General features: G+C 48.6%; 10 protein-coding genes. All 10 read right to left on the reverse strand.

The window, feature by feature from the left end:
- Positions 1-48 precede the first annotated feature (48 nt).
- Positions 49-1,725, reverse strand: coding sequence for a M3 family oligoendopeptidase (locus T456_RS0115285; protein WP_024866886.1), 1,677 nt, complete (start codon positions 1,723-1,725; stop codon positions 49-51).
- Positions 1,726-1,839: 114 nt separating this feature from the next.
- A complete protein-coding gene (locus T456_RS0115290; protein ID WP_024866887.1) occupies positions 1,840-3,129 on the reverse strand; it encodes an alpha-amylase family glycosyl hydrolase in 1,290 nt (429 codons plus the stop codon).
- Between the two features lie 8 nt (positions 3,130-3,137).
- Positions 3,138-5,204 carry an oxidoreductase gene (locus tag T456_RS0115295; protein WP_024866888.1) on the reverse strand — a complete coding sequence of 689 codons (2,067 nt, stop codon included), beginning with the start codon at positions 5,202-5,204 and terminating at the stop codon, positions 3,138-3,140.
- A 38-nt stretch (positions 5,205-5,242) separates the two neighbouring features.
- Positions 5,243-6,088, reverse strand: coding sequence for a patatin-like phospholipase family protein (locus T456_RS0115300; protein WP_024866889.1), 846 nt, complete (start codon positions 6,086-6,088; stop codon positions 5,243-5,245).
- 120 nt (positions 6,089-6,208) lie between these two features.
- Positions 6,209-8,359: an HD domain-containing phosphohydrolase gene (locus T456_RS21615; protein ID WP_024866890.1), complete on the reverse strand. Its 2,151-nt coding sequence runs from the start codon at positions 8,357-8,359 to the stop codon at positions 6,209-6,211.
- Positions 8,360-8,451: 92 nt separating this feature from the next.
- Entirely contained in the window at positions 8,452-9,027 is a 576-nt protein-coding gene (locus T456_RS0115310) for a histidine phosphatase family protein (protein WP_024866891.1), read from the reverse strand.
- Positions 9,028-9,042: 15 nt separating this feature from the next.
- A complete protein-coding gene (gene rsgA, locus T456_RS0115315; RefSeq protein WP_024866892.1) occupies positions 9,043-9,957 on the reverse strand; it encodes a ribosome small subunit-dependent GTPase A in 915 nt (304 codons plus the stop codon).
- 5 nt (positions 9,958-9,962) lie between these two features.
- Entirely contained in the window at positions 9,963-11,996 is a 2,034-nt protein-coding gene (gene pknB / locus T456_RS0115320; RefSeq protein ID WP_024866893.1) for a Stk1 family PASTA domain-containing Ser/Thr kinase, read from the reverse strand.
- On the reverse strand, positions 11,997-12,749 hold the full coding sequence (locus tag T456_RS0115325) for a Stp1/IreP family PP2C-type Ser/Thr phosphatase (protein WP_024866894.1): 753 nt from the start codon (positions 12,747-12,749) through the stop codon (positions 11,997-11,999).
- 44 nt (positions 12,750-12,793) lie between these two features.
- The gene (gene rlmN, locus T456_RS0115330; protein ID WP_024866895.1) at positions 12,794-13,876 is read right to left on the reverse strand and encodes a 23S rRNA (adenine(2503)-C(2))-methyltransferase RlmN; all 1,083 of its coding nucleotides are present in this window, start codon (positions 13,874-13,876) and stop codon (positions 12,794-12,796) included.
- Positions 13,877-13,880 lie beyond the last annotated feature (4 nt).

Genomic DNA, 13,880 nt, shown 5'->3' on the forward strand with positions numbered 1-13,880 from the left:
AATATATATTTAAAAGCCGGGGCCCTAAGACGCCGGGCAATTAAATCATTATCCGAAGATCTTGGCGCTCATATCGGCTGTGAGCTGATCGATGGTGCCGTCCCTGAAGGGGCTCTTAAGTCCGACTTCATCAAGCATGGGCTCGTAGAAGTCCTTGGCTGAAAGCTTGCAAAGCTGCAGGTAATGCTTCCAGGCATCATCAAAATCCTTGTCCATCCAAACCTTAAACTGCATTGCTACAACGCTGGCAAGAACGTAATCGATATAATAGAAGGGATTCCAGAAAATATGTCCCTGCTTCTGCCAGAATCCGCCCTCCTCAAAGAAGGGATCGCCGTCAAAGTCAAGCCATGGTCTGTAGGTCTTCTCAAGATCCTTCCAAACCTGCTTCCTCTCTGCGGGAGTCATCTCGGGCTTGTCATATACAATGTGCTGTAACTCATCAACCATGCATCCGTAAGGGATGAAAGTAACCGAATCCTGAAGATGCATCTTCAGATAGTCCTCGGATCTGTCTCCGAAGAACTTGTTCATCCAGCCATAGGTGAAATATTCCATGGACATGGAGTGGATCTCTGCTGTCTCCATGGTGATATCATTGTGCTCAGAAATCTCATCGTTCCTGGTAACATAGCCCTGGAACGCATGTCCGCACTCGTGAGTGATGACATCCACATCTCCGCTGGTTCCGTTAAAGTTCGCAAAGATGATGGGAGATTTGTACTTGGGCAGGAAGTCCATATATCCGCCTGCCTTCTTGGTCTTGCGTCCAAGAACATCAAATAGCTCATTCTCGATCATGAAATCAAAGAACTCTGCAGTCTCGGGAGACAGCTGTCTGTACATCTCCTGTCCTGCCTTCATGATCTCCTCGGGAGTTCCTGTAGGAGCGGGGTTTCCGTCCTTGAAGAACATGTCGTTATCGTAGTACTTGAGCTCATCCACACCGATCTGAGCCTTACGAAGTTCCTGAATCTTAGTAACGAAAGGAACAAAGCTCTCTCTTACCTGTTTGCGGAAGTTCTCAACCTCAGCTCTTCTGTAGGAGTTTCTTCTCATTCTGTTGTAGCCGAGCTCAACATAGTTGTCATAGCCAAGCTCCTTGGCCTGCTTGGTCCTTATCTTCACCAGCTGATCGTAGATATCGTCGATCTCGTCGGTAACGGACATAAAGTAATCTGAAAGTGCCTTCCAGGCTCTCTTTCTGGTGTCTCTGTCCTTGCTGGTAAGGTACTTGCGAAGAAGTGAGATATTGCACTCCTCTCCGTCGAATACAATCTTGGCTGACGCTATCAGCTTGTCATACTTACTGATAAGTGCGTTCTCTTCCTGCATAAGAGGAAGTATCTTCTCATCGATGGACTTGTTGTCCAGCTCGATGTTCTTGAAGGCCACCTTGCTGATCTTCTCCTCAAGGTAATCTCTGTAGGGAGATTCATAGAGAACCTTCATATAATCATTAGTGTACTTCATTATAAGAGGAGTGATCTCGTCGTAATAATCATTCTCCTTGGAGTAGAACTCCTCTGTAGTATCAATGTTATGTCTGAATACAGCCAACTTCATATTGGTGAAGACTTCGTCTGTAAACTTGTAGTACTTCTTATGAAGTTCGAACTGCTCCTCGCCGCTTGCAGCCTTCTTGCTGTCGGCGATAAGCTCCTCAAAGAACTTCTTGACTTCCTCCATATCAACCCTGGTGTAGGGCATTTCGGAACACTTCATATAAACCTCTTTCGCATTAACTCGTTAAATTATTAAATTTCTATAAATCAACAACTAATGTATTATACTTTAAACTGCTAAAATATGCAATGAAATTTACACGCTTTGATAAGTCTACTTTAAATTTATGATCACCGGCTCACCGCAGATGCTGATATATCCGTGAAGTATCTCCACTTTGCTTCCGTCAATAAGATTTTCGTAGACTCCGTCGGGCGCATTAATGGGAACCAGGGAAGACTCTCCCTTCATGGAGAATATTCCGATACACTTCCTCTCTCCCCTGCTGTGGATTCCCTTAAGGATATTGTCCTCATAGGTCTTGAGCCTGTAGGTGCTGTCCGCAAAAAGAGGATCGCTCTTGATCTTCCGCAGTGCCACAAACAGATCCGTAAGATCCACATTCTCTTTTGCCTTCCAGTCAAGGATGTCCCTGTCAAAAAGACTCGGCAGATGAGCCATGCCCATCTCCTGCCCCGCATATATAAATGTAAGTCCCTTCTGGAAGAACAGGAAGGCTGTGGCATTTTTCAGGGCACGGTTATCAGGGAAAAGAAACTTCGCCCTGGGCTGATCGTGATTCTCAAGAAACCTAAGTTTCACATAGTTGTCGGGGTAAATGAACTCCTGGCGGTTAACCGCAGAGGCATAATCCTCCAGCGATCCCTTTCCGGACACATAGGCCGTAAAATCCTGATATACATCGTACTCGTAGAGCACATCAAAGGCCTGATACATCTCGGAATCGGACTGGGCAAGAACTCCCATGTCTCTCATGGCCTGGATAAAGGGCGGGTCAATGGACTCGGAAAGCCAAAGGCATCCGGGGCGGACCTCCTCCACCATATCCCTTGCCTGTTTCCAGAATTCCACGGGAACCAGTGGAGCCACATCACATCTGAAGCCGTCAACGATACCGGCCCACATCTTAAGGGTCTCTATCTGATAGTCCCAGAGCCCTTTGTCCGAATAATCAAGGTCTATGATATCCGTCCAGTCTCCCACTCTGTTTCCGAAGCTTCCGTCCTTTTTGTGGTAGAACCACTCGGGATGCTCGGATGCCAGAACGGAATCGGGAGATGTGTGATTGTACACAACATCGATGATGCAGTCCATTTCTCTGTCATGGATCTCTTTTACCAGAGCCTTAAAATCCTCAAGAGTTCCATACTCAGGGTTTATTGCCCGGTAGTCCTTAATGGCATAGGGTGAGCCAAGGCTTCCCTTCCTTGCCTTCTCCCCGATGGGATGGATGGGGGTAAGATAAATGATATCCACTCCCAGGTCCTTTATCCTGTCAAGCTGCGGGATAATACCCTTAAAGTCCCCGCTCTTGCTGAAGTTTCTGGGGAATATCTGATACATGACCTTGTTACGAAGACTCTTTGATGTTGTGCCAGCCATAAGTCACCTCACATTCTCATTGCAACTTCATAGGCTCTCCAGATAACGCTTCTTAAGTTGCCTATCTTCTTGCAGTCGCCTACATAGTCCATGTTACTGGTTCTGTCGTTCTCGGAGATAACGGGATTGGGAATGTAACCCGCAGAGCTTATGACGCTGTCGCAGTCAATCTCCAGCTCTTTTCCCGACTTGTCTTTGCAGATGATGCTGCCGTCCCTTACCTCCTTAAGAGAGGTCTCAAGGTATACGGGGATCTTGTGGAGCGCAAACCACTCCCTTAGGTATGAACTGTTGGCAAGGCACACGCCGGTCTGGGAAACCAGGTCGTCCTTCATCTCTACGATGATAGGGTGCTTGCCCATAAGAGCTAGCTCATAGGCGATCTCGCTTCCTGTAAGGCCTCCGCCTATAACAGCAACGGTGTCGCCAACCTCAGCGCCGTTCAAAAACTCGCAGGCTTCGATCATCTTCTCGTGGCCGGGAACCCCTTTAAGTATCCTGGGCTTTGAGCCGGTGGCGATGATGATGTCGCTCTTCCTGCCGAATTTCCTGGGATCCTTCACCTCGGTATTAAGGTGAACCTCAACTCCGAGAATCTCCATCTGGCGTCTGTACCAGGTAAGAAGGTCACGGAGCTTGCCTTTATAGGATTCTGCGCTGGCGGGAATAAAGGTTCCGCCAAGCACATCGCTCTTCTCATATATTACAGGTTTGTGGCCGCGGAGCTTCAAAACTCTTGCAGCCTCCATTCCGCCGATACCGCCGCCAACGATGTGGATTGTCTTGGGGTGTCTTGCGGGTTTGATGTAGTGCTTGTCCTTCTGCATGGTCTCTGCGTTTACAGCGCAGCGGGCAAGGTGCAGGCTGTCGGAAAGGGCCTGATCATTGGGAACGCCCTTGTAATGGCACATGTTAAAGCAGCCGTTGTGGCAAAGGATGCAGGGCCTGATGTCCTCCTGTCTGTCCTCCATGAGTTTGGTCACCCACTCGGGATCTGCAAGGAAAGGTCTTGCAAAACCTGCTCCGTCCAGCTCTCCCTTGCTGATGCTCTCTGCTGCCACCGCAGGGTCAAGTCTTCCTGCGCATACCACAGGGATGTCCACGTATTTCTTGAGTTCTGTCACATCCTTAAGGTTACAGTTCTCAGGCATATAAATGGGCGGATGAGCCCAGTACCAGGCATCATAGGTTCCGTTGTCGCAGTTGAGCATATCGTAGCCGGCATCCTGCAGGAACCCGGCTGCCTTTTTGGACTCCTCAAAATCTCTTCCAACCTCGGTGTAATCTTCACCGGGAAGGGCTCCCTGACGCATTCCCTTGGTCTTTGAAATGACGCTGTAGCGAAGGGAAACCGGGAAGTCGCTGCCGCACTGCTTCTTGATCTCCTGAACGATCTCTGCGGCAAAGCGGTATCTGTTTTCAAAAGAGCCGCCGTATTCATCGGTTCTTTTGTTGACATATCCTAAAGTAAACTGATCCAGAAGATATCCCTCGTGGACCGCATGAACCTCAACGCCGTCAACACCGGCTTCCTTAAGGAGCTTCGCAGTCTTGCCAAAGGCAGTCACGAACTCATGGATCTCCTCCACGGTCATCTGCCTTGAAGGAACCTTGTCGGACCATCTGTTGGGAGAAGGGCTTGCGGATGCTGTGATCTTATCAAGATCCATAAAGGGCTTGCTTATGGCCCGGAGCGCACCGTTGGTATACAGCTTCTCCATCATTGATGACACGGTAAAAGAGCGGCCGAATCCGGCGGTCAGCTGAACGAACAGCTTGGCTCCCGTTTTATGAAACTCGGGCATCCACTCTGCCAGGTCCTGATACATCTTCTTGTTCTTGTATAGCCACTGGCCAAACATGGGATTGTACACAGGCTGGCATCCGGGAAGCAGAAGTCCCGCATTGTTCCTTGCAACCTCCAGTATGAAGTCGGCTCCGGCCTTGTCGAAATGGTTCTTTTCCATCCATCCGAAAAGGTCCGTTCCTCCCATGGATGTCAGTACTATTCTGTTCTTGATCTCACAATTTCCTATCTTCCAAGGTGTAAACAGCGGATTATACTTTTGATCCATCTTATGCTCTCATCTCCTGTTGTTATTCGTAATGTGCTTTATCCAAGGTATTCTTTGATTCTCTGAAGGTTCCTGTTTGCAACCTCCCGCCCGTGGTTATAAACTCTCTCAAGTTCCCCGGGGTCTTTTTCTATCGGACTTATGTGAAGGGGCGCATCGGGCCGCAGCACCAACAGCTGTCCCTTCTCCTCCTTGTCCCTGATGTAGCGCTTCTCCTCATTGTACATAAGATAGCGCTCCTCCATGCACTTTATCATGTTCGGATACTTCCTTAACATGAAGCGGACCAGGGGCATATATTGCTGTTTGCCTTTTACATAATCAACGGGCTGGGTCTCAACGACAAGATTCCTGTCGTACCCGTTGTCTTCCATGAATTTAAGGGGGATTGAATCAGAGATTCCGCCGTCCAGATAAACTCCGCCGTCAATATGCACCGGTTTTGAAACCAGCGGCATTGATGCCGAGGCCTGGATCCAGACAATGTCCTGCTTCTCGCCGGTAAGGCACTTGTGGTAGGCAGGCTTTCCTGTGCGGATATCGGTGGCCACGCAGTAGAACTCCATGGGATTGTTCTTAAATGCCTCTATGTCCCATTTGTCCAGTTTGTATGGCAGCTCATCGTAGCAGAACCGTACGTTGTAGATGTCACCTGTGGTTATCAGGGACCAAATGCTGTGATACCTTTTGTCGGTGCAGTACTTCTTGTTGTATCTGAAAGCTCGCCCCTGCTGCCCTGACTTGATATTGCAGCCAAAGGTTGCGCCTGCCGACACTCCCACCGCTCCGTCAAAAGAAATATCGTTCTCAAGGAAGACGTCTAAAATACCGCAGGTAAACATGCCCCGCATAGCGCCGCCTTCCATAACCAGCCCTGTTTTCATAAGCTTTTTCATCCTCCCGATTGCATCACCTACTATTATAAGCGTTTTGCCCCGATAATGCACTACGACAAAGCAAAAAAGCGGGATAGCTTTTGCTATCCCGCAGGGTTTTTATATCGTTTATTCTTTTGGCTCGCCATCCTTCATTGCGGCAATCCGTTCCACCTCATCAAGACTGTTAAGGAAAGCTCCGGCTACACTTGGATCAAAGTGGGTTCCGACATTGTCCCGGATGATCCGCAGCGCTTCATCTATGGGGAACGCCCTCTTGTAGCTTCTCTCCGAAACCAGTGCATCAAACACATCCGCCACAGCCATTATCCTTGCGGACAGAGGGATATCCTCCCCGGAAAGTCCCATGGGATAACCGCTTCCATTCCATTTCTCGTGGTGATACAGAGCAAGGTTCCTTGCTTCTTTCAGATAGCTCTCACTGCCGCCCGGCACCGATTCAATAACCTTGTCGATGATCTTGGCGCCTATGGCCGAGTGTTCCTTCATCAGATCAAATTCGTCCACGGTAAGTTTCCCGGGCTTATTCAGGATCGTGTCGGAGATGCTTATCTTTCCTATATCGTGAAGAGGTGTGGAATGGTAGACATCGGAAATAAACTCATCGGTGAGCTGGTCTTCATACATTCCCTCACGTCTCATCTCCTCCATGATGACCTTGGCGTACTCCGCAGTCTTCATGATGTGATCGCCGGTATTCTGATCCCTGCTCTCCACCATATCCGCCAGAATATTGATCAGGGACATCTGCATCTCGTTTATGGTGGCGTTCTTATTGTTTATGTCCCCGACGTACTCAAGGTTCGATGCAGCCATGTTGTAGATTGCCCGGTACAGGTTCTCAATCTCATCCCCTGTCCTTATGTCCAGCTTCTTCAAGGTGCTGACAGTCATCTCCATGGCTTCCTCATTCTCCTGGGCATACTCCGAAGTGGTGTAGGCCATGGAATTGAGGGGCAGTATTATCTTGTATTCCGTAAAGTAAAGACCTGCCGCAAAGATGAATATAAATATTCCGAGGAAAAGAGATATCTGGCTTACCAGGAACTCTTTTCCGTAGGTAGATACGTGTTCCATGGAAAGGTCCACTGCCGCATAGGCCATAACCTTTCTGTCGGAATTCCTGATCGGCACATAGGCTGTAAGGAGCCACCCGTATTCATCATGGCTGTCTGTTGGAGAGATCTCATTTCCCTCAATGAAATCCTGTTCGTATTCCGCAAAGGCAGGATCTATCGGTACGACCATACCGGCTTCATTGCCAAGCTCTGCGGGATTATCAAGGTCGAATACCACGTGGCATCCGTCCTCCTCAAACTTGTATACATAAAGGTACTCAATGTACGGCGAAGCATCCCGGATCCTCTCCAGAGCCTGCTTTGTTTTATTGTAGCCTTGAGCATCCTCACCTTTTTCAAGGTACTCCTCGATCATGTCACCGTCTACAGCGGCAGCCACCATGTTCGCCAGCTCCTCAGCGTAATCGCTGTGCTGATGGATTATGGTATTGTGGAACAGGAAATAACTGATGAGAACCGCTGCAAGAGCAGTGAGGGTCGATGCCAGTGAAAGGATAAGTATAAGCTTATCCCTTAAGGAAACACCTCTGCTGTGGCCCTTTTGCAGCTCTTTTACCGCCTCATCGGAAAGGGGCGCCTGAGCCCAGGCATCGTAATTGACCTTGTCCTTGATATCAGCAGATAGGAATCTGTCGGCAATGACCACCACAACAACGTTTATGGTCTTGTCAATGAGATCCACCAAAAAGTCTCCCAGAAGCTGGGAAAAGAACCTTCCAAAAACTCCGGTATTGTAGAAGGCCGCCACAACAGCTGAAGTTGCGGTACCTGCCTCAAAGCCGTACAAAAGCCAGGTAAGAACAGCTCCCAAAACGCCCACGGTGCAGGCATAGATAAGTATAACAGGAATAATGTACCGTACTTTCCTGTACCATCCGAGTTTTTTTAAGAACACGGTGATCACAGCCACCAGAACATTTAAAACACCGTAGGACAGATATATGGGATTTGCAATGGAATTAAGTCCGCTGCCAATAAGAGCCACAATGATTCCGGGGATATACCCTCCGAAATATGCTGCTATGACCGTACCTATGGTATCGAGATAAAGCGGGACTCCCAAAAGAGAGACAAAAAAAGAGCCCACAACATTGAAAGCTACTCCAACTATCACAAGACAGATGAAGTAAGCGTTCTTCTCCGTTATGGGTCTTACTTTCTCATCTTTAAAAATGTTCACTCTTTTTATCCCTATAATATATGAATTATCAATAATAATTATATAATAATTCGAACAACCGGGGCTGAACTTTTTTTATTAAAAATAGTGAATTATCTTATATCTTCCACAAGCCTTCGCTTTCCGCCAATGGATTCATACACAAACACTTCGCAGTTCTTAGGTCTCGGGCGCCAGATGATGCCGCTTTTTCTGTTCTCCATGTAGCCTCTTATGGGTCTGATGATCCCGCCGTGGCAGGCTACAAGCACGGTTTCATAGTCCTTCTGCTCCAGCTCCCGCAAAAAAGAACTTGTTCTGTCCACCATTTCTCTTATGGTCTCAACTCCCTCCGGTGCCGGAAAGATCTCGGGAAATGACCAGTACGCCATCATCTTAAGGCCTGTGCTGTAATAGCCCATAAGTTCGTACTTGCCGAAGTTCGCCTCAATGATCCTCTCGTCGGTGATAATGTCAGCCCTGTCCACATTGCCGATTATCTCCGCAGTCTGAACGGCTCTGATAAGGGGGCTTGCATATACCGCATCAAACTTAAGGTCTCCAAGGCTCTCCCGCCTTGCCTTTGCCTGAGCAATGCCGGTGTCGTTTAAGGGGATGTCGCTTCTCCCCTGCATCATCCTGCTCTTGTTGTAGTCGGTCTGACCGTGTCTTGTTACGTATATCTTCATGTCACTGTTCCGATCCTATCTGCCCTTCTTTGAATAGTCGGGCTTCATGTTCTTAAGGTCCTGATAGAGGATCCTGTAGTTGTCATAGCGGACCCTGGCTACCTTCCCCTCTTCAATGGCATCCTTGACGCCGCAATCGGGCTCTGCGATGTGGGAGCATCCGCCGAACCTGCAAAGGGGTTCATACTCCTCAAACTCGGGATAATAGTTCATAAGGCTGTCACAGGTAACGCCACGAAGCTCCAGGGAAGTAAATCCCGGAGTGTCGATTATAAAGGTCTCCTCCTGTTCATCCGACAGCTCTTTTACGTAAAAGAGCTCCGAATGCCTGGTAGTGTTCTTGCCCCTGTCGATCTTGCGGCTAAGCTCCCCCGTCTGCATATCCGCATCGGGAACCAGCTTGTTCAAAAGAGACGACTTCCCTACGCCGCTGGGGCCTGCAAGAGTTGAGGTCTTACCACGAAGAAGCGCCTTTAGCTCATCCAGTCCTCTCTCTTCAAGAACGCTTACAAACAGGACCTTGTAGCCGCACTTCTCATAGGCATCGTAAAGCTCCTGCTGCTCTTCTTTGGTGGCAATATCCTGCTTGTTGAAGCAGATTATAACCGGAAGGTTCTGCTGCCGCATCATGATAAGGAAACGGTCCAGCAGGTTATAGTTGGGATCCGGTTTTACGATGGCAAACAAAATAACCGCCTGGTCAACATTGGCAACAGGCGGTCTTATGAGGCTGTTCTTGCGGGGCAGGATATCCGTAAGATTTCCAAGGCCCTTCTCCTCATCAATTATCTCTATCTCCACGTCGTCGCCAACCATAGGTTTGATGCCGGCCTTGCGGAAAATCCCCTTGGCCTTGCACTCATAAACCCGCTCGTTTTTGGCTTCGACATAATAAAATCCAGCTATGCCCTTTAAAATTCTTCCGTGCATAAGGATCAGTTCTCCTGGGTAAAGGTTACTGCTCTGGTAACAGTATACTCGCGGCTCTCACCGCCCGTGGTCTCTCCCGTCTCGGGATTGGTGGTGGTTGGTGTGGTAGCTGTGTATACAAAGGTAATGGTTCCTGTGGGGGCTGTGATACCCTTGTAGGTGCCCTGCAGCGGGAAATCCGTTGTGGTGGTGCTAAGAAGAGTAGTTCCGTCAGAGGTCACAAGTGTAACCTTAACCGAAAGTCCGGCGGTATAATTCTCACCCTCTGAAGGAGCATCGATACTTGCATTGTAACTGTAAGTCACACTGGCAGGTCCCGTTGAAAGCTCCATGTTGATAATGGTTCCCTCTGAAACCGGAGTGCCGAAAGCAATGCTCTGGGCACAGATAAGTCCAGTAAGATTGGTATCCTCATGGCTGGTCTCCACGATGGATCCGGCAGTAAGTCCTGCCTCTACCAGAGTGATGACAGCATCCTCTGAGGAAAGGCCGATAAGGTTGGGAACGGTTACCTGTCCGTCGGACTTGGCTGTCTCAACCTGTGTTGTTGCAGTCGTTGCTGCTGAAGATGCGGCATTGGATCCGTTACTTACATAAACCGTGATTGAAGCGCCGCTGGCAGCTCTTTCTCCTGCCTTTGGAGAAATGGCAACAACGATATCCTTGGCTGCGGTATTGGCTGTATCCTCAGCCTTTACAACCTTGAATCCCTTGTCGTCATGAAGGATCGATACTGCCTCTGCATAAGTCTTGCCTGTGACATCGGGGATCTGTATTCCCTCATCACCGGTGACGGTTATCTCATTGCTTGAAAGAACAGATGATGAAGTCTCAGAGGAGTCGGAACCACCAAACAGTCCCATGCTCCTGCCAAGAAGAAGGATCACAATGAATCCCACAAGGACTGCGGAAACAATGGCCATGATAATAGTCATCTTCTCTATGCGGGAAGGTGTATTATTCTGCCTTGGACGTCTTCTGTCCCTGTTGTTGTCATATTCGTAAAGGTCATCCTCATCGTCGTATTCACGGCGAACGGGTTTCTTCTTCTCTCTGTCGTAATCCCCTCTCTCCCTGTCCTTGACGGCATCGGGATTGAGTCTCATCTGCTCCGTATCGGAAAGTCTGTCTGAATCACGAACGCTCTCCATCTCCTCTTCGGAGGCAACCCTTGTGGCGCCCTCCTCATCGGGATCAACCAGTGATACGAAGTCCTTGTCGGGAGTGATGAGGGATCTCTTAAGATCGGAGATAAGTTCCGCAGCGTTCTGATATCTTCTGTCGGGACTCTTCTGACAGCACTTGAGCACTATCTTCTCAACACTTATAGGTATCTCATCGTTGAACTCCGCAGGTGACGGAAGCTCTTCCTGAATGTGCTTGATGGCAATCGCCACAGTGGTATCACCGTTAAAGGGAACTCTTCCTGTGAGCATCTCAAACAGAGTGATACCCAGAGAATAGATATCACTCTTGGCATCGCTGTAGCCGCCTCTTGCCTGCTCCGGAGATGTATAGTGAACCGATCCCATGACATTGGAGGTAATGGTGTTGCTGGTGGCAGCCTTGGCAATACCAAAGTCTGTAACCTTCACCTTGCCTTCCTTGGAGATCATTATATTCTGAGGTTTGATATCCCTGTGAATGATATTGTTGTTGTGGGCAGCCTCAAGGCCCATAGCCACCTGAATGGCTATGCTGACTGCCTCCTTCACCGACAGACGCACCTTCTTCTCGATGTACTTCTTCAAGGTGATGCCGTCCACCAGCTCCATAACAATATAGTTGATACCATCCTCATCGCCTACGTCATATACGTTAACGATGTTAGGATGCATAAGACCTGCTGTTGACTGTGCCTCCACACGGAACTTGGAAACGAAATTCTCGTTCTCGGAAAATTCCTGCTTGAGCACCTTAACAGCCACAAGTCTGTTCAATTTATGATCTTTTGCTTTATATACATCGGACATGCCGCCGGTACCGATCTTCTCCAGTACCTCATAGCGATCCCCGATCACCATTCCAATCTTAATCATTTAGTCCTCCACGCGACCGGGCTCATCTGCAAACGGCTCGATAAGAATAACTGCTATATTGTCCTTGCCTCCGTTGTTATTGGCAGCAACAACCAGTTTCTGAGCCTTCTCTATGATGTCCCTCTGACCGCTTACTATCATACGGATCTCTTCGTCCTCCAGCATGTTCGTAAGACCGTCAGAACATAAAAGAACAATATCCCCACGATTTAATTCCACATTAAAAAAGTCGATGTCTACCGTTTCAGTGGCACCGATTGCCCTGGTGATGATGTTCTTATCCAGGTGAGTCCTTGCGGTCTCCCTGTCAATTCCGCCCATCCGCACCATTTCCTCCACCAGAGAGTGATCCCTGGTGATCTGAGTGATTGTATCATTGATGACGTAAAGTCTGCTGTCACCAACGTTAGCCACCTGCAGATATCTTCCCAGAACAGTGCAGGCCACCACAGTTGTGCCCATGCCAAAAAGGCTGGGATTTTCGGAAGCCTTCTGTCTCAGCTTGGTATTAGCTACTTTAATGGCATGCTCCAGTATCTTCACCGGACTCTGCTCAAAAGACCTTTCGATCTCCTCCACCATGGTGTCAACGGTAAATCTTGATGCATAATCGCCTGCATTATGGCCTCCCATGCCATCTGCCACGATAAACACGTTGGAAAGATTACCGATCCTCCTGTCTGAGGAGAAGACGTAGTCCTGATTCAGTTTTCTCTTTTTTCCAATATCGGTTACGGAAAAAGTCTTAAGCAAAATTGCCTCCCCGACTACTATTTTCTTCACTCAAAAAAAGCAGGTTAACTGTTTTCTTCCAAATGGCGTCTCCTGAGCTGTCCGCAGGCGCCGTCAATATCCCTGCCCATTTCTCTTCTAATAGTAACATTTATTCGGCTTTTTTCAAGCTTATTTTTGAACGCTTCAGCCCCCTTGCGGTCTGTAGGCACGAAGCTTCTCTCCTTTATAGGATTTACGGGAATCAGATTGATGACAGCGTTGAGAGGGCCGATAAGTTCTGCAAGTTCAGCTGCGTCCTCCTTAGTATCATTGACGCCCGAAACCAGCGAGTACTCAAAGGTGAGCTGACGCCCTGTCTTTTCAAAGTAATACCTGCAGGCATCAAGGAGCTCAGCTATGCTGTACCTGTTGGCTATGGGCATAAGCTCTTTTCTCTTGTCATCATTGGATGCATGAAGGGATATTGCAAGGTTGATGGAAAGCTTCTCATCCGCCAGCCTCTTCATGTTAGGCACTATTCCGCAGGTGGAAACGGTAAGGTTCCTCTGGCTTAAATTCATTCCGTTTTCATCGGTCAAAAGAGCTATGAACCTGAGGAGGTTATTGTAATTGTCCAAAGGTTCCCCGCTTCCCATTACCACAACGCGGTGTATCTTTTCCCCGGTTATACGTGCAATGGAATAGATCTGGTCCAGCATCTCGGAAGGCTGAAGGTTTCTGACAACGCCGTCCAGAGTTGAGGCACAGAATCTGCAGCCCATGCGGCATCCCACCTGGGAGGAGATGCAAAGGCTCACGCCGAACCTATACTTCATGAACACGCTCTCGATAATGTTGCCGTCAGGCAGGGCAAAAAGGAACTTCTTGGTATCGTCAAGCTTCGACTCCTGAACCTGCACGGACTTTAAAGTCACCAGGGAAAACTTCTCCCTGCACTTGTCCCTTAAGGCCTTTGAGATGTTGGTCATCTCCTCGTAGTCTCTTGCCTGCTTTACGTGGAGCCAGGAATAGAGCTGCTTTGCCCTGAAAGCGGGTTCTCCCATCTCTTTGATGCACTCCGTAAGCTCTGAAAGGGTCAGGGACTTTACGTCGATCTTCCCGTCCGGGGCTGTTATGTAGTTGTTATTTGTAACTGTTTCCTGCATATGA

The organism is Butyrivibrio sp. FCS014 (assembly GCF_000526935.1).
Taxonomy (GTDB): Bacteria; Bacillota; Clostridia; order Lachnospirales; family Lachnospiraceae; genus Butyrivibrio.